This window comes from Micromonospora sp. ATCC 39149, assembly GCF_000158815.1.
Classification (GTDB): Bacteria; Actinomycetota; Actinomycetes; order Mycobacteriales; family Micromonosporaceae; genus Micromonospora.
This window is the reverse complement of the sequence record NZ_GG657738.1, coordinates 2,283,632-2,300,122: the sequence shown is the minus strand read 5'-3', so window position 1 is coordinate 2,300,122 and position 16,491 is coordinate 2,283,632. Positions and strand designations below refer to the sequence as shown.

17 protein-coding genes are annotated in these 16,491 nt (G+C 74.4%); 7 read left to right on the top strand and 10 right to left on the bottom strand.

The features are described 5' to 3' along the window. Nucleotides 1-112: 112 nt before the first annotated feature. A complete protein-coding gene (locus MCAG_RS09540) occupies nt 113-982 on the bottom strand; it encodes a DUF308 domain-containing protein (protein WP_050777921.1) in 870 nt (289 codons plus the stop codon). 247 nt (nt 983-1,229) lie between these two features. Here MCAG_RS09540 and MCAG_RS09535 point away from each other — a divergent pair, with 247 nt between their 5' ends. Further along, on the top strand, nt 1,230-2,081 hold the full coding sequence (locus tag MCAG_RS09535; protein ID WP_007072757.1) for an Fpg/Nei family DNA glycosylase: 852 nt from the start codon (nt 1,230-1,232) through the stop codon (nt 2,079-2,081). A 3-nt stretch (nt 2,082-2,084) separates the two neighbouring features. On the opposite strand, the gene MCAG_RS09530 is transcribed toward MCAG_RS09535, so the two are convergent. The 4 genes from MCAG_RS09530 to MCAG_RS09515 all read right to left on the bottom strand — a co-directional run bounded on the left by MCAG_RS09530 (nt 2,085) and on the right by MCAG_RS09515 (nt 7,291). Further along, on the bottom strand, nt 2,085-3,041 hold the full coding sequence (locus tag MCAG_RS09530; RefSeq protein ID WP_007072756.1) for an aminoglycoside phosphotransferase family protein: 957 nt from the start codon (nt 3,039-3,041) through the stop codon (nt 2,085-2,087). A gap of 77 nt (nt 3,042-3,118) precedes the next feature. Continuing rightward, nucleotides 3,119-4,537, bottom strand: coding sequence for a WGR domain-containing protein (locus MCAG_RS09525; RefSeq protein ID WP_007072755.1), 1,419 nt, complete (start codon nt 4,535-4,537; stop codon nt 3,119-3,121). A 159-nt stretch (nt 4,538-4,696) separates the two neighbouring features. Beyond that, nucleotides 4,697-6,070, bottom strand: a complete 1,374-nt coding sequence (locus MCAG_RS09520) for an FAD-dependent oxidoreductase (RefSeq protein WP_007072754.1) — start codon at nt 6,068-6,070, stop codon at nt 4,697-4,699. A gap of 72 nt (nt 6,071-6,142) precedes the next feature. Next, nucleotides 6,143-7,291 (bottom strand): glutamate--cysteine ligase, encoded by a 1,149-nt coding sequence (locus tag MCAG_RS09515; RefSeq protein WP_007072753.1) that lies wholly within the window; start codon nt 7,289-7,291, stop codon nt 6,143-6,145. Between the two features lie 161 nt (nt 7,292-7,452). On the opposite strand from MCAG_RS09515, the gene MCAG_RS09510 reads away from it, so the two are divergent. Together MCAG_RS09510 and MCAG_RS09505 are read left to right on the top strand one after the other, a co-directional pair. Continuing rightward, the gene (locus tag MCAG_RS09510) at nt 7,453-7,752 is read left to right on the top strand and encodes a DUF6412 domain-containing protein (RefSeq protein ID WP_232290120.1); all 300 of its coding nucleotides are present in this window, start codon (nt 7,453-7,455) and stop codon (nt 7,750-7,752) included. A gap of 198 nt (nt 7,753-7,950) precedes the next feature. Continuing rightward, the gene (locus tag MCAG_RS09505; RefSeq protein WP_036372956.1) at nt 7,951-8,733 is read left to right on the top strand and encodes a membrane protein insertase YidC; all 783 of its coding nucleotides are present in this window, start codon (nt 7,951-7,953) and stop codon (nt 8,731-8,733) included. A 70-nt stretch (nt 8,734-8,803) separates the two neighbouring features. Here MCAG_RS09505 and MCAG_RS09500 read toward each other — a convergent pair whose 3' ends face one another. Next, the gene (locus MCAG_RS09500) at nt 8,804-9,472 is read right to left on the bottom strand and encodes a DedA family protein (RefSeq protein ID WP_007072750.1); all 669 of its coding nucleotides are present in this window, start codon (nt 9,470-9,472) and stop codon (nt 8,804-8,806) included. Nucleotides 9,473-9,568: 96 nt separating this feature from the next. Further along, nucleotides 9,569-10,183 (bottom strand): DUF1349 domain-containing protein, encoded by a 615-nt coding sequence (locus MCAG_RS09495; protein WP_007072749.1) that lies wholly within the window; start codon nt 10,181-10,183, stop codon nt 9,569-9,571. A 75-nt stretch (nt 10,184-10,258) separates the two neighbouring features. On the opposite strand from MCAG_RS09495, the gene MCAG_RS09490 reads away from it, so the two are divergent. Together MCAG_RS09490 and fabG are read left to right on the top strand one after the other, a co-directional pair. After that, on the top strand, nt 10,259-11,911 hold the full coding sequence (locus MCAG_RS09490; RefSeq protein ID WP_007072748.1) for an alpha-amylase family protein: 1,653 nt from the start codon (nt 10,259-10,261) through the stop codon (nt 11,909-11,911). 55 nt (nt 11,912-11,966) lie between these two features. Then, nucleotides 11,967-12,725 carry a 3-oxoacyl-ACP reductase FabG gene (gene fabG / locus MCAG_RS09485; RefSeq protein ID WP_036372953.1) on the top strand — a complete coding sequence of 253 codons (759 nt, stop codon included), beginning with the start codon at nt 11,967-11,969 and terminating at the stop codon, nt 12,723-12,725. A gap of 101 nt (nt 12,726-12,826) precedes the next feature. Here fabG and MCAG_RS09480 read toward each other — a convergent pair whose 3' ends face one another. Both MCAG_RS09480 and MCAG_RS09475 read right to left on the bottom strand, forming a co-directional pair. Next, nucleotides 12,827-13,237: a hypothetical protein gene (locus MCAG_RS09480; protein ID WP_007072746.1), complete on the bottom strand. Its 411-nt coding sequence runs from the start codon at nt 13,235-13,237 to the stop codon at nt 12,827-12,829. Beyond that, entirely contained in the window at nt 13,230-13,625 is a 396-nt protein-coding gene (locus tag MCAG_RS09475) for a hypothetical protein (protein WP_050777920.1), read from the bottom strand. Before MCAG_RS09475 ends, MCAG_RS09480 begins: the two co-directional genes overlap by 8 nt. A gap of 269 nt (nt 13,626-13,894) precedes the next feature. Here MCAG_RS09475 and MCAG_RS09470 point away from each other — a divergent pair, with 269 nt between their 5' ends. Both MCAG_RS09470 and erm read left to right on the top strand, forming a co-directional pair. Continuing rightward, nucleotides 13,895-14,800 carry a Gfo/Idh/MocA family protein gene (locus tag MCAG_RS09470; protein WP_007072744.1) on the top strand — a complete coding sequence of 302 codons (906 nt, stop codon included), beginning with the start codon at nt 13,895-13,897 and terminating at the stop codon, nt 14,798-14,800. 626 nt (nt 14,801-15,426) lie between these two features. Next, on the top strand, nt 15,427-16,218 hold the full coding sequence (gene erm / locus MCAG_RS09465; RefSeq protein WP_007072742.1) for an ErmE/ErmH/ErmO/ErmR family 23S rRNA (adenine(2058)-N(6))-methyltransferase: 792 nt from the start codon (nt 15,427-15,429) through the stop codon (nt 16,216-16,218). Between the two features lie 69 nt (nt 16,219-16,287). Here the strand turns inward: erm and MCAG_RS09460 are convergent, their stop codons facing one another. Beyond that, nucleotides 16,288-16,479, bottom strand: coding sequence for a DUF2795 domain-containing protein (locus MCAG_RS09460; protein WP_007072741.1), 192 nt, complete (start codon nt 16,477-16,479; stop codon nt 16,288-16,290). Nucleotides 16,480-16,491 lie beyond the last annotated feature (12 nt).

Below are 16,491 nucleotides of genomic sequence, written 5' to 3'. Positions count from 1 at the left end.
CGCACATGCTTCGGGGGCGGCGAACCGCCCAAAAAGGAAAGGTGTGCCCGTCTGGTGAACCACCAGACTCGTCGGGCTGCCGGCGCACCGCCGGCGGAGTCCTATGTGCCCGTCAGCGGCGGCCGACAAACTGTGAGTCGAGCCACTCGCGCAGCCGCTGCACCCAGTCGCCGTCGGTGGTGGGCCAGTCGAACTGACCGGTCATCGCCAGCACCCCGAGGACCACGGCGGCCACACCGAAGGCCATGCCCAGCAGCGCGTCGGACTTGCCCGCGATGTGCCGGCGGCGGGTGGCGAGCAGGCCGAACACCGACAGCACCGCGCCGACCGCGCCGACCGCGATGCCGTACCCGGCGAGGGTGCCGGTCAACACGGCCGCCAACCCGGCGACGCCGACGATCAGGCCGCAAGTGGCGAGCAGGCTGGCCCGAGGCCTCGGCCCGGCCACCACCGGCACCGGCTCCCGTCGGGCCTCGCCCTGGGCGTCGGTCCGGTCGGTCGGCAGGGGCGGCTGGGCGGCACGGTCCCGCTCGGCCGTACGGTTCGTCGGCTGCCCGGCCGGGGGGTCCGCCGGCAGCGGTCGCTTGTCGGTGTGCTCCCGGTCGCCGTCCCGGTCGAGGGTGCGCTCGGTGACGGGGGAAGCGGCGGCGGGGGGAGCGGTCGTGGCGACGGCCGGGCGGCGCACCTCGCCGTCCGGGGTGCGGGCGGTGGCCGCGCGGGCGGTGGCGGCCCGGGCCAGGGCCCCGCGCTCGGCCGCCCGTCGCTCCGCGTCCGAGGCCCGCTCGTCGTCGGTGGCGGTCGCGCTGCTGGGGTACGTCGCCTGCTCCTCGCCGCGGCCGGTGACCACCGGCTGCCCGTCCGGGCGGCTGCCGGCGCCGGACGCGACAGCTCCGTCGCGTTCGTTCACCCGCCCGTCGCCGTTGCTGTCGTATGTCGTCGCCGGCTCGTTCCGGCGGGACAACAGCGAAAGAATCTTCACCACGTCACCTCCTGATGAACGCGTGGTGGCCTCGGAAGCGCCGTTGGCCGCCACGCGGTAAACGCCACCGAGGTACCCAACCGTCGGTCCGCCGACACCTGCGTCACCCGATCGGGCCCGGGCCGCGCTGACCGTGTTCGGGATTGCTCACCCCGACGGCCGGCCGAAGGCCTCCGGGCCGTCGCCGCCGGCCGGCGGCGAACAGGGGCAGATGGCGGCGGTGAGCCCCGGCTGACTACCCTTGGCGGCCGTGCCAGAGGGACACACCATCCATCGCCTCGCCGCCCGGCACGCCGAGCTGTTCGCCGGCGACAGGGTGCGGGCCGCCAGCCCGCAGGGCCGCTTCGCCGAGGGCGCGGCCCTGCTCTCCGGCACCGTCCTGGAGGGCACCGAGGCGTACGGGAAGCACCTGCTGCACCACCACGCGGGTGGCCTGACCCTGCACGTGCACCTCGGCCTGTACGGCAGGTTCGCCGACGGGCCGGGCGAACCCCCACCGCCCGTCGGCCAGGTGCGGCTGCGGCTGACCAGCGACGGTTCGAGTACGGGGCGCACCGGGTCGGAGTCGCCGGACGATCGGCACTGGCTGGACCTGCGCGGCCCGAACGCCTGCGAGCTGCTCACCCCGCCCGAGGTGGCGGCGCTACGCGATCGCCTCGGCCCCGACCCGCTGCGCGCCGACGCCGACCCGGCCCGCGCGTACGCCCGGATCTCCCGCAGCCCCACCCCGCTCGCGGCGCTGCTGCTCGACCAGTCGGTGGTGGCCGGCACGGGCCTGATCTTCGTCACGGAGGCGCTGTTCCGGGCCGGCCTGTCGCCGCTGCTGCCCGGCCGGGAGCTGGCCCCGGCGCGGTGGCGGGAACTGTGGATAGACCTGGTGGAGCTGATGACCCGGGCCGTCGAGGTGGGCCGGATCGACACCGTCCGGGACGCCCACCTGCCGGAGGCCACCGGCCGCGCGCCCCGGGTCGACCGGCACGGCGGCGAGGTGTACGTCTACCGCCGCCCGGGCCAGCCCTGCCACGTCTGCGGCGACGAGGTGCGCAGGGGCGCGCTGGCCGGCCGAAACCTGTACTGGTGCCCCACCTGCCAGCCCCGGTAGGACTCAGGCGAAATCGAGCAGCCAGCGTGCCACGTCGATCTGGTTGGTGAACACCACGTCCTCGGCCATGCTCCAGGCCAGCGTGTGCCCGATCGCCCAGCCCAGCGCCCGCTCCCGGTCCAGGCCCAGCTCGTCGGTGAGCCGGTCCAGCCGCCGCCGCACCGCAGCCGGGGAGTGGCCCAGCTCCGGCCCCCGGACGATCGCCACCACGCCGAACTCGCGCTCCCCGGCCAGCGGCTTCGGGTCGATCACCAGCCACGGCTCGCGGGTGGCTCGCAGGATGTTGCCCGCGTGCAGGTCCTGGTTGACCAGTACCTGCTCGCCCTGCGTGCCGGCCAGCTCGGCGAGCCGGCCGAGCCCGGCGTCGAGCAGCCGGCGCTCGAACGGCCGGCCGAGCCGCGCCCACTGCACCGGCAGCCGCTCCAGCCAGCCGGCAGCCTCCTCGGCCAGCGGGGTGAACGGCGCGCCGGCGGGCCGCCAGAGCCGGGGCAGCAGCCCGACGACGACATCCAGCGCCGCGTCCAGCGGCTCTCTCCGTGCCCCGCCCAGCGTCCCTGCCCGCGTCTCGTCCTGCGCTGCTGCTCTTCGGGCCTGGTCCTGCACAGTGGCGTGCAGCGACGTGCCCGGGTCGCAGCGCTCCACCAGTAGCGCCCGCCGGCCCGGGTCGTGCGCCAGCAGCCGGGCGGCCCCGTCGCCCGCCCAGCAGGTCAGGGCCGTGGCCTCGTGCGCGCTGTCGGCGTCCGGGTACTGGAGCTTGAGCACCGCCCGGGTGCCGTCGGGCAGCTTGGCCGGCAGCGCCAGGGAAGCATGGGCGTACGGGAAGGGCGGGCCCTGAAGTCGCAGCCCCCACCGCTGGACGCACTCCGCCAGCCGGGCCGGCAGCACCGCCAGCCAGGCCCGCCCGGCGGGCGTGCGCCCCACCCAGCCCAGCCGCTCGGGGATCTCCAGCTCCGTCTCCATCGGACCATCCTCGGCCGGGGCTCGTGGTGCCGGACAAACGTTTTCGGCCCGGGATCGCTCAGCGCAGCCGGCAGCGCTCAGCGCAGCCGGCGGATGTCGCCGTACGCCCGGTAGAAACCGCCCCGGCCCGCCTGGCGGACCTCGGTCACCAGGTAGCGCGCGCCCGGCTCGCGGATGCCCTTGGGGAACTGCACCGACCAGTCCCGCCGGTAGCCGTCGGAGAGTACGTGGACGCGCAGCCGGCCGCCGTCCTCGACGCACTGCACCACCACGCCGCTCCGGTCGTCGGTGACCACCTCCACGGCGCGCCACGCCGCCGGCTCGGGCTGCCGGGCGGGGGCCTTGACGTCCACCACCTCCGGCACGCTGCCCGCCTCGGCGGCCCGGATCGCCGGCTCGCTGGCGTCGACGCAGGCCAGGTAACCGCTGGTGGTGACCACGTACAGCCGGTCATCGTGGTACTGCATCGAGTATGCCGAGCCGCAGCCGGTGCCGAGCTTCCACAGCCGGTTGCCGGCCGCGTCGAAGCAGTAGATCGAGGACTGGTTGTCGCCGGCGAAGACGTACCGGCCGTCCTCGGCGGTGGCGCACGAGAAGACCGGGGCGTCGCAGCGGTACGTCTGCTCGGCGCGCCCGTCCTTGCGCAGCCGCACCACCTCGCGGGTGCCGGTGCCGGCGAACACGGCGTCGCGCTCCTGCCAGCCGAACAGCACCGACCCGGTGCGGGTGTGCCACAGCTCCCGCCCGGTGCGCCAGTCGTAGCCGGTGACCCCCTGCGAGTGGCCGTGGTAGAGCGCGTCGGCGTCGCAGCGCACCATCCACGCGGCCCGGCCGCGCCCAGGCCGCCGCCAGAGGAACTCGTCCTCGTGGTCGATCGCGGCGATGCCGCCGTCGGCGTCGGAGACGCCCAGCACCCCGTCGTGGATGTCCAGCCAGTAGATGTCGATGTCGGGGGCGATCGCGTACGCGACCCGGGGCACCTTGCCGGACAGGTCGTAGACGTTACCGTCGTCGCAGCCCGCGTAGATCCAGGCGTCGTCGGCGACGATGCACTTGACCCCCTCGGGCAGGCGGACCTGGTTCAGCACCCGGGCGTCGTGGTCGAGGGTGGTGATCACCCCGTGCTCGTTGCCGACCATGCAGTGCTGCCCGTCGACGAAGATGCCGAACGCGGGCGCGCCCGAGGCGTATCGCCACAGCACCGGGGCGGTGCGGGCCGTCGAGCGGGTGCTGACGATCTGCCGCCGCGACACGGGCCGCTTCTGGCGGACGCCGGGCACCGCCGGGGCGTACCCCTTGCGGACCTTCTCGCCGATCTTCTTCGCGGCGGCGGCGCGGGCGCGGGCGTTGTCCGGGTAGGCCGAGGTCTTCACCTGCCCCTGGTCGCCGATCCGGCCGTAGCGCACGGTCAGCGCGGTGTCGTCCACCACCACCTCGTAGAACTTGTGCGCACCGTCCACTTCGGACAGTTCGAGGTAGGTCGTCTCCTGCGACATGGTGATGCCTTTCGAGGGGGAAGGGCGCCGGACCCGGCACCACGACAACGCCCACACGCTAACCGCGCCCCCCGACAGAACCGGTCGCCGTGCCGCCCAGCGTGTTAGGAGGGGGCCCTTCCTCTACCCGAAGCGTTAACAGGGGGCCCTTCCTTGCACCTAGCCCCGGTGCAGGGCGTCGACGGCCTTGCGGGCCGCGATCAGCACCGGGTCCCACACCGGCGCGTACGGCGGCGCGTAACCGAGGTCGAGGGCGGTCATCTCGTCCACCGTCATCTCGTTCCACAGCGCCACGGCCAGCGTGTCGATCCGCTTGGCCGCCTCCGACCAGCCGACGATCTGCGCCCCGAGCAGCCGCCCGCTGGGGCGCTCGGCGATCAGCTTCACCGTCATCGTCCGCGCGCCCGGGTAGTAGCCGGCCCGGTTCGTCGACTCGGACAGCACCGAGACGAACTCGAAGCCGCTGGCCGCGGCGTCCCGCTCGCGCAGGCCGGTGCGCCCCACCTCCAGGTTGCAGACCTTCGTCACGGCCGTGCCGATGACGCCCGGGAAGGTGGCGTACCCGCCGCCGAGGTTGATCCCGGCGACCCGGCCCTGCTTGTTGGCGTGCGTGCCCAGCGGCACGTGCACGGGCAGCCCGCTGACCCGGTGCAGGGTCTCCACGCAGTCACCGGCCGCCCACACCCCGGGCACCCCGGGCACTCGCATCCGCCGGTCCACCCGGATCGCGCCGGAGGGGCCGACCGGCAGGCCGGCGGCCTCGGCGAGGGCGGTGTTGGGGCGTACCCCCAGGCCCAGGACCACGACGTCGGCCGGCAGCGGGCCGTCGGCGGTGACCACCGCGGACACCCGCCCGTCGCGCCCGTCGAGCCCGGTCACCTCGACTCCGGTGCGGATGTCGATGCCGACGCCGCGCATCGCGTCGGCAACCAGCGCGGCCATGTCCGCATCGACGGTCGACATCGGCTGGTGGGCCTGCTCGACGAGGGTGACCGACAGCCCGCGCTGGATCAGCGACTCGGCCATCTCCACCCCGATGTAGCCGCCGCCGACCACCACCGCGCGGCGGGGCGCGGGGTCGGCGTCCAGCCACTCGCGCAGCGCCGAGGCGTCGTCGAGGGTCTGCACGCCGAAGACGCCGCGCACGCCGGGGTCGGCCCAGTCGGGCCGCTTCGGCACCGCGCCGGTGGCGTACACCAGGTCATCGAAGCGCTCGCGGACCTCGCCGCCGCCGTCGAGGTCGCGGGCGACGACCTCCCGGCGGTCCAGGTCGATCGCGGTGACCTCGTGCCGCAGCCGGACGTCGATGTCGAAATCGGTGCGGAAGGTGGCCGGGTCGCGGGCGACGAGCTGGTGCTGCTCCGGGACCACCCCACTTATCCAGTACGGGATGCCGCACGCCGAGTACGACGTGAAGTTCCCCCGCTCGAACGCCACGATCTCCAGGTCGGCGCGGTCGCGGCGGCGGCGTGCCTGGGAGGCCGCCGACATGCCGGCGGCGTCCCCGCCGATGATGATCAGCCGTTGCGCCACGACGACCATCCTGTCACGCCGCACCAGGCCACGGGCCCGTCCCGGCGGTGCGCGGGCGTCCGGCCGCCGCGCTCAGGCACGGGTCTGCCGGGCCACGTCCCGCACCACGTCGACCAGGCTCCCGGTGCGCGCGAAGACGGCCCGCTGCCGCGCCGCCCCGGTGCCGTGTCGGCGCAGCCCGCCCAGCAGGTCGGTCACCTCCGCCAGGTCGCCGTGCCTCTCCAGCGCGGGGCCGAGCCGCTCGACGAGGGAGTCCAGCCGCTCCCACCCGGGGCGCAGCTCGCCGTCGGTCAGGTCGACGCACTGGCCCTCCAGGCCGTCGTGGGCGGCCCGCCAGTGCGCGGCCACCAGCAGGTGATGGTCGGTGCGGATGGGCGGCCGGCCCTCGGCGATGTCGGTCATCGCGGTCGCCACCAGGGCCCGGACCAGCGCGGCGACCAGCACCGCGTCGTCCACCGAGGGGCAGACGTCGCCGATGCGGATCTCCACCGTCGGGTACTTCGCCGACAGCCGGGCGTACCAGTAGAGCATTCCCTCGTCGAGCATCACGCCGCTGGCGATGAGCTGCCGGATCAGCCGCTCGTAGTGCTCGTGCGACTCCAGGTACGGCGTCGGCGCCACCGACGGCCAGCGTTCCCACTCCACCGACCGCCAGCTCGCGTACCCGGTGTCCTCCCCGGCGAAGAACGGGGAGTTCGTGGTGACCGCGTGCAGGATCGGCAGCCAGGGCCGGACGTGGTTGAGCACCCGAACCCCGGTCTCCGGGTCCGGCACCCCGACGTGCACGTGCATGCCGTTGTTGCCGGGGCCCGGCACCAACAGCCGGAACCGCTCGATCATCCGGTCGAAGCGGGGCTTGTCGACCACCGGCGGAACCGGGCCGTCGACCGGGCCGGTGCCGATGGCCAGCACCCGTACGCCGGCCCGCTCGGCGGCGTCGGCCAGCGCCCGGCGCAGCACCCCGAGGGAGTGCCGGATCGAGGACAGCTCCAGCCCCGGCGGGCTGCCGATCTCGATCTGGCTGGTCTGGAACTCGCGCTCCACCTGTCCGCGCAGCTCCGCCGGCACCTGCTCCATGACCAGGTCGACGGCCGGCACGGCGGTGCCGGTGTGCGGGTCGACGAGCAGAAACTCCTCCTCCACGCCGACGGTGAACAGGTCGGTGCCGCCCGGGGCGGCGTGCCGTTCCCGCTCGGCCACTGGCCCGCTCATCGTCCTCACCGTCCGTTCCGTGCCGGTCGCGGCACCGTGCCGCGACGTCGACGGCGCATTACCCAACGTGTCGGTGCGGGGAAACGCCGGGGCCGCGTGTCGCCCCGCGCGTCGCGAGCAGGGAGCGCACCCACCTTTCGCCGTTGACGGTGGGGCCTACCCTGGCCGGCGTGACGGGGCTGCTGCTGGCGGTGACGGGGATGTGGGCGTACGCGCTCACCCACCTGACCCTGGTCGCGGACCGCCCCGCCGAGGTGCTCGTCGGGGCGGCGGTGGCCGCCGCCGTGCTGCTCACCGTGCTGATCGCCGGGCGTCCGGCAGGGGCGTCCGGCCCGCTTGCCCGAACCGGCGGCCGGGGCGTGGGCCTGCGCGAACGCGCCCGCCGCCGGGGCGTACCCCGACAGGTCGACCCGGACGCCGCCGGTCGTCCCCGCCCCCGCGCACCGGGTCCGGCCCCCTCGGCCGGGTAGCGCTCCCCGGGCGGCGTCGGCCCCTGCCGGCACCGGTCACCGGGTCCGTGGCGCGGGCGACGCCCGCCCTCCGCTCATCGCGTGGGTCGCGGCAGCGGCCTGCCACCCTGCTGCCCGGCCGGTTCCGCCGTCGTCCGTCCCGCCGCGCCCGCCCACGGGCCGCCGGACACCACCGGAAACCGGACCGAGGGGTCACCCATGCTCGCCTTCGCACCGCTGCACGCCGCCGTCGGTGTCGCCGTCACCGCCGTCACCCGGCTCGCCGACACGCTGCACCCGTTGACCGGCGGGGCCGCCACGGCCGCTGCCATAGTCCTGTTCACGATCGCCGTCCGCCTGCTGATCTCGCCGCTCACCCTGGCCCAGGTACGCGGGGAGCGGCGTCGCGCGGTTCTCGCCCCGCAGGTCCGCGACCTGCGACGCCGGCACGCCGCCGACCCCGCCCGGCTCCAGGGTGAGCTGTTCGCGTTGTACCGGTCGGCCGGGGCGAGCCCCGTCGCGGGCTGCCTCCCTGCGCTCCTGCAGGCCCCGTTCTTCCTGGTGATGTACCGGCTGTTCAGCACCGACGACGGCGGCACCGGGCTGCTCGACGAGCGGCTGGCCGGGGTGCCGCTGGGCTGGCACCTCTCCGACGGGCTGGCCGGGGCGGCCGGCCCGCTGTTCGGGACGCTGCTGGCGGCGCTGGTGGCGCTGGCCTGGTGGTCGTCTCGGCGGGCCCGGCGCGCGGCGGCGGCCGGTGCGATGGCCGGTGGCAGCAGAGCGGCCGGCACGGGGGCGGCCGGTGGCACCGGGACGGGTGCGTCCGCCGAGGAGCCGGGGGCGGCCATTCTGGGCCGGGTGCTTCCGCTGCTGCCGTATCTGACCGTGGTGGTGGCGCTGGTGATGCCGCTGGCGGGGGTGCTCTACCTGGTCACCACGACGACGTGGACGGCTCTTGAGCAGGCGGTGTTGCGCCGCGAGCAAGGAAGGGCCCCCTCTTAACGCCTGCGGTAGAGAAGGGGCCCCTTCTCACCCTCGTCCCCGGCCACCCGCCACGCATATTCGCGCGCGGTCAGCGGCCGGCGGTCACGGACTGCCGGTCGCGCCGCGCGCGGCGCCGTACCTTCTTCACCGCCCAGCTCACGATCATCACCCCGAATACGGCGAAGATCGCGTAGTTGAACCAGCTGCTGTACCGGTCCACCTCTTCCCAGCGCGACCCGAGCGCGAAGCCGGCCCCCACGATCAGCGCGTTCCACACCCCACTGCCCAGCGTGGTCAGCGCGACGAACTCACCCAGCGGCATCCGGTTCGCCCCGGCCGGGACCGACACCAGGCTGCGTACCACCGGCACCAGCCGGCCGATCAGCACCGCCCACCGGCCGTGCCGTTCGAACCAGCGGTCGGCCTTCTCCAGGTCGTCGCGGTCGACCAACGGGATGTGGTCCAGCCAGCGCTTCAGCCGCTCCTCGCCGATCGCCGCGCCGAGCCAGTAGAGCACCAGCGCCCCGACCAGCGAGCCGACCGTCGCGGCGAGGACGATCAGCACCACGTTGAACCGGCCCTGCGAGGCGAGGTAGCCGGCCATGGCCAGCACGATCTCGCTCGGGATCGGCGGGATGATGCTCTCCAGGGCCACGAGCAGGGCCACCCCGACCGCGCCCGTCGCCTCGATGACGCCGGCCACCCAGCCGGTCAGCCCCGTGAACTGCGACGGCTCGACGTCTTGGGCGAGGGCCATGGGTGTCCTTCCGTGGAACCTCCGGGGGATCAGGAGGTGTTACCCAGTCGGCGGGCGACCACACCCGCCGGTGACGGGGCCCACCCGACGCGGCGCTCAGTGCTCGGGGTGCAGCGCCGCGTCCGCCGGGCCCTGCCGCCAACCGGTGAACACCACGGCCAGCCCGCCCCGGGTCGGCGAGCAGCAGAACGGCCCGGCCGACGCCTCGGCGTCCGGCGCGAGCGGGGCCACCCGGACCAGCCGCCACGGCTCGCCGCCGGCGCGGGCCCGAACGGTCAGCGCGTCGCCGGCCCGGCTCACCCGCACGGTCACCGTCCGCCCCGACCACTGCGGCACCGGTGCCACCGACCAGTCGGAGAACTCCCGGGTCACCACCGCGCCGACCTGCGGCTCGCCGTCGCTGATCTCCACCCCGGCCTTGACCCAGTTCCGCTCGTCCACCCGGACCAGCACGCCCGCCTGGTCGAACTGCTCGGTGAAGTCGAACCGGAAGTCGACCTCCACGGCGCTGCCCCCGGGCAGCGGGGCGAGCAGGGCCGGGCCGTCGTCGTGCACGAAGCCGTAGCTGGTGTGCCGCCAGAAGTCGCTGCCCGAGCCCGGCTCCACGACCAGCCCGCCGTCCGGGGTCGGCTCGGCCCGTACCGGCCGGTGCAGCCAGTCGCCCTGCGCCCAGTCGACGTCGCGGTGCCCACTACCCGATCCGATGCTCATGCCCGGAACGCTAACGTCCGCGACGCGGAAGCATTCGCGTTTGCCGGCGTGCCGAATCGGAGAAGGTACGCCGGCATGGGTGACAGGTGGTACTCCGAGGCCGTCGTCTACTGCCTCGACATCGACACGTACGCGGACTCCGACGGCGACGGGGTCGGCGACATCCGCGGCCTCATCGGCCGGCTGGACTACCTGGCCCGGCTCGGGGTGACCTGCCTGTGGCTGCACCCGATCCACCCGTCGCCCAACCGGGACGACGGCTACGACGTCACCGACTTCTACAACGTGGACCCGCGCTTCGGCACCCTCGGCGACTTCGCGGAGCTGCTGCACCAGGCACAGAACCGGGGCATCCGGGTGATCATCGATTTGGTGGTCAACCACACCTCCGACCAGCACCCGTGGTTCCAGTCGGCCCGCTCGTCGCCGGACTCGCCGTACCGGGACTGGTACGTCTGGTCCGACCACGAGCCCGCCGACCGGCACCAGGGCATGGTCTTCCCGGGCGAGCAGAACGAGACGTGGACGTACGACCGGACGGCGAAGTCCTGGTACTACCACCGGTTCTACAAGTACCAACCGGACCTCAACTTCGCGAACCCGAAGGTGCGCGCGGAGGTCAAGAAAATCGTCTCGTTCTGGCTCCAGCTCGGCGTCTCCGGGTTCCGGATGGACGCCGTGCCGTTCATCATCGAGCTGACCGAGCCGGACAACCCGGACTCCCCGAAGGACTTCGAGTTCCTCACCGAGCTGCGCCAGCACGTTCAGTGGCGCCGGGGCGACGCGGTCCTGCTCGCCGAGGCCAACGTGGAGCCCGACCAGCTCCCCACCTTCTTCGGCGACGGCAGCGGCTCCGGCAACCGGATCCACATGCTGTTCGACTTCATGCTCAACGGCCGGCTCATGCTCGCCCTGGCCCGGCGCGACCCGGAGCCGATCATCGAGGCGCTGCGGGACACCCCGATGCTGCCCGCCGGCGGCCAGTGGGCCACCTTCCTGCGCAACCACGACGAGATCGACCTGTCGCGGCTGACCGCCGAGCAGCGCAACCAGGTGTACGCCGAGTTCGGCCCTGAGGAGCACATGCGCATCTACGACCGGGGCATCCGCCGCCGGCTCGCCCCGATGCTCGGCAACGACCGCCGGCGCGTCGAGCTGGCGTACGCGCTCCAGTTCTCGCTGCGCGGCACGCCGGTGCTGCGCTACGGCGAGGAGATCGGCATGGGCGAGGACCTGTCGCTGCCGGGGCGGGAGGCGATCCGTACCCCGATGCAGTGGTCGTTCAAGCCGAACGCCGGTTTCTCCACGGCGGAGGAGGAGAAGCTGGTCCGCCCGGTGATCGACTCGGGCGACTTCTCGTACGAGAAGGTCAACGTCACCGCCCAGCGCGGTGACCCGCGCTCGCTGCTGTCCTGGTTCGAGCGGATGATCCGGACGCTGCGCGAGGCCCCGGAGATCGGCTCCGGGTCGACCACCCACATCGACGTGCCGATGCCGGCCGGGGCCCTCGCGCACCGGGCCGACGGCCCGACCGGGACGATGGTCTTTCTGCACAACCTCGGCGCCGAGGACGTGGAGGTCGACCTGGGCGGCCTCGCCGCCGAGGCGGACCTGCCGATGGACGTGCTCGCCGACCGCCACTACGGCGAGGTGGGCAAGCTCGACTCCCTGAAGCTCTCCGGCTACGGCTACCGCTGGATCCGGCTCTGCCGCGGCGCCGAGTTCTGATGGCCGACGGGTGGGCTACGCTCCCGGGGTCGCCGCAAGTTACCGGGAGGTAGTCATGTCGGAGGAGCAGCGGGTCGCCATCGTGACCGGGGCCGCACGGGGGATCGGGGCGGCCACCGCCCGCCGGCTGGCCGCCGACGGGCTGGCCGTCGCCGTGGTCGACATCGAGGAGTCGGCCACCAGTGACACCGTCGACGCCATCGTGGCGGCCGGCGGCCGGGGGATCGGCGTCGGCGCGGACGTGGCCGACCGGGCGCAGGTCAGCGCCGCCGTCGAGCGGGTCGCCGCCGAGCTGGGCCCGCCCACCGTGCTGGTCAACAACGCCGGCGTGCTCCGCGACAACCTGCTGTTCAAGATGACCGACGCCGACTGGGACACGGTGATGGGCGTGCACCTGCGCGGCGCGTTCCTGTTCAGCCAGGCCGCCCAGCAGCACATGGTCGAGCGGCGCTGGGGCCGGATCGTCAACCTCTCCAGCACCTCGGCGCTGGGCAACCGGGGCCAGGCCAACTACGCGGCCGCGAAGGCGGGCCTGCAGGGCTTCACCAAGACCCTCGCCATCGAGCTGGGCCCGTTCGGGGTGACCGTCAACGCGGTCGCGCCCGGGTTCATCGTCACCGACATGACCGCCGCCACCGCCGCCCGGATGAAGCTGGACTTCGAGGCCTTCCAGAAGCACGCCGAGTCGGAGATCCCGGTGCGCCGCGTCGGCCGCCCGGAGGACGTCGCGCACACCATCTCGTTCCTGGTCAGCGAGGGCGCGTCCTTCGTCTCCGGCCAGGTCGTCTACGTGGCCGGCGGCCCGAAGGACTGACGGGTAAGGAAGGGCACCTCGTCAACGCCTACGGTATAGCGGGGCACCCTTCTCACCCGGTCGTCGGTGTGGAGCATGGTGCGGACGACGGGTGAGGGGCCTCAGCGGGTGCGGGTGCGCCAGAGCCAGAGCAGGCCGAGCGCCGGCAGCACCAGCGGGACGTAGCCGTACCCGCTGCCGAACCCCGACCAGACCGTCTCGTCGGGGAACAGCTCCGGGTCGGCGAGGCTGAGCACACCCACGCCGACGACTCCGGCCAGCTCCACCGAGCAGCAAGCCAGCGCGACCCGCCGGCCCGTGTGCCCGGCGCGGGCCAGCCCCACGGCGGCCACGATGTAGATCAGCGCGGCCAGCGCCGACAGCAGGTACGCCACCGGCGCCTCGGCGAACCGGGTGGCGATCTGGAGGCCCGCCCGGGAGGTCGCGGCGATGGCGAAGAGCAGGTACACGGCGATCAGCAGCCGCCCCGGCCCCGTGTTGGTGGCCTGCCGGGGCGCCCGCGTCTCAACCACCGACGACCTCCCAGGTCTGCTGGAGCCGGACCGCCACGACCGGGGTGACCAGGCAGATCGCGCAGACGATCGCCGAGCCCCACCGGGTCGGCTCCATCCGGGCCAGCACCCAGGCCAGCGGCGGCAGGCAGACCAGCGTCACCAGGTAGCCGAAGAACGCGCCGGGCTCGCCCGGCCGCTCGCCGCCGCCGAGCGCGACCAGCGTCACCACCGCCAGCGCGAGCAGCGCCAGCTCCAGCACGGCCAGGCCGGCGAACTGCATGCGGTCCGGCGGCCGGTTGCGGACCGCCGCCACCAGCGCCCACACCGCGAGTACGAGCGACAGCACGATCGTCGTCGTCGCCAGGAGCCCGTCCACCGGCGAGCCGGCCACGGCCGCGCTGGTCATCGACGTCAACGGGGGCGCAGTCTCGGTCACCGGGACAGCCTACTAAGCCGTGTAGTACACCCTCCCGGCCCGGTCGCCGAGCCCCCGTCCCGCGCGTGCCCCCGGCGCGTGCCCCCTTGGCCTGGTGGCGCGTTCGCGGCGCGTACCGCCTGGGCCTGGCGTGTGTGTCTCCGTTCCCGCCGCGTCGGCTGCGTCGGGCGGGCCGGGAGGCTAGCGTGGATCACGGCCCCGGGCTCGCCGGGGCCGACGACGGACACCGGGGGTGCACCGTGCTGCGGTTCGGTTTGTTCGGCACCGGCCACTGGGCCGCCGAGACGCACGCGGCGGGCATCGACGCGCACCCCCGCGCGGAACTGGCCGGCGTCTGGGGCCGCAACCCCGACCGGGCCGCCGCACTGGCCGGCCGGCACGGGGTGCCCGCCTTCACCGAGGTCGACGCGCTGCTCGACGCCTGCGACGCGGTCGCCGTGGCACTCCCGCCGGACGTCCAGGCCGATATCGCCGTCCGGGCCGCCACGGCCGGCCGGCACCTGCTGCTGGACAAGCCGCTGGCGCTCAGCCGCGCCGACGCCGACCGGGTCGTCACCGCCGCCGGGCAGTCCGGCGTCGCCTCCGTGGTCTTCTTCACCAGCCGCTTCCAGCCGAACATCGCCGGTTTCCTCGCCTCGACCGCCGCCGCGGGTGGCTGGCACACCGCCAAGGCGGTCCGGTTCGGGTCGATCTTCCAGCCCGGCAGCCCGTACGGCGGCTCGCGATGGCGCCGCGACCGGGGCGCGCTGTGGGACATCGGCCCGCACGCCCTGTCGATCATCCTGCCGGTGCTTGGCCCGGTGACCCGGGTCGCCGCGATGGACGGCCCGCGCGGCCTGGTCCACCTGCTGCTCACCCACTCCGGCGGCGCGACGAGCACCGTCTCGCTCACCCTCGACGCCCCGCTCGAGGCGGTCGCGAGCGAGTTCACCTTCTACGGCGACAGTGGCGTGCAGACGGTCCCGCCCGGTGACGGCAGCTCGCTGACCGCGTTCGGTGTGGCGATTGACCAGCTCATGGAGGAGATCGACGCCGGCACCCGGGACCACCGGTGCGACGTCCGGTTCGGCCGCGACGTGGTGGTCGTCCTCGACGCCGCCGGGACCGCCCGCGCCGAGGGCCGCACCGTCACCCTCCCCGGCTGAGACGGCATCACCACCGGCCGCGGGTGAGACGGGCCTGCACCGGGCGGTCGAGCTTGCGCGGCAGCTTGGCGGCTGCCCGATCGACCCGAACGGTGCAGATCGGCGGTGTGGTCCGCTCACAACCCGAGTTCGGCCCGTCGTCCGGTTAGCGGGATCGGGGCGTCGCCGGCGTCGATGCGGCCAGCGGGTGACACAGGTGATCCGCCGGCGCAGCGGGCCAGAGGTGCCGGCAAATCGGTCGCGGGGTGGGGCGTCCCGGCGTACCATCCCCCGCATGTCCGCGCACGCTCTGATCGACGTGGCCGGTACGCCGGCCGCGTGGGCCCCGCTGCTGGTGGCCCGCCCGCGAGTCCGGCGTCCGGCCCCGGCCGGCCGGGACGCGACCCGCGCCTGATCGCCTCCGTCGATCCGACCCGCCCGCTGAGCGGCACAGTCGCCGCCGACCCGACCCCTGCTCCCCGCGCCGAGCCGCGCCGGGAGCCGCCGGTCGGGCGGTGAACGCCGCCCGCGTCCCACGCGCCGAGGGCCGTCCGAGTCCCCATCCGACCGGACAGGCCCACCCGCCGGCTGCCCGCCGGCCGCCTGTCCGTGCCCGTCGCCACCGGCGACAGACAGGACGACGACTTATGGCGCCCCGCCGTACCCGTGCCACCGAACGCGACCGGTCCCGTCGCGTACTGTCCCAGAACTTCCTCGCCGACCCGGCCGCCGTCGCGCGGATCGTCGGCGCGGCCCGACCAGCCCCCGGCGACCTGCTGCTGGAGGTGGGCGCCGGCCGGGGCCGGCTGACCCGCGCGCTGGCCGCCCGGTGCGGCCGGCTGGTGGCGTACGAGGTCGACCCGGTCGCCGCCGCCGACCTGGCCGTGACCTGCGCCGGCCTGCCCGGGGTGAGCCTGCGTCGGGCCGACTTCCTGGCGGCGGACGCGCCCGACGAGCCGTTCGCCGTCGTCGGCAACATCCCCTGGTCGCTGACGGCCGCCGTGGTTCGCTGGTGCCTGGCGGCCGACCGGCTGCGGTCGGCGACCCTGCTCACCCAGCTCGAGTACGCCCGCAAGCGCACCGGCCACGCCGGCCGGTGGAGCCGGCTGACCGTGCTGACCTGGCCCGAGTACGCGTGGCGGCTCGCCGGCACCGTGCCCCGGACCGCGTTTCGCCCGGTGCCCCGCGTCGACGCCGGCATCCTGCGCCTCGACCGGCGTGCCGAGCCGCTGCTGCCGCCCGGCGACCTGCCCGCGTACCGCCGGTTCGTGGAGGTCGGATTCGGCGGGTCCGGCGGCTGCGTGGCCGCCTCGCTGAGCCGCCACCGCCCCCGCGCCCGGGTGGACGCGGCGCTGCGCGCGGTACGTCTCGACCGGGACGCCCTGGCCGGCGAGGTCTGGCCCGAGCAGTGGATCACCCTGCACCGCCTGCTCCGCTGAGGTGCTTGCAGGGGCCCCCTGTTGACGAATTCTGTTGTACAGGGGGCCCCTGCAAGCACCTGCGGTCGCTCAGGCGAGCGTGCTCAACGCCTCGGCCAGCTGCGCCGGGGAGGAGAACTCCTCCGCCGGCAGCGCGCGCAGCATCTGCAACACCTCGGTGCTGGCACCGTTCTCCTGGCCCCAGCGGACGAGGTCCTCCCGGGACACCGGGTAGTCGAGCCCGGCGACGTACTCCTGCAGTTGCAGCCCACTGACGGTCATGCCGGTCGCCTA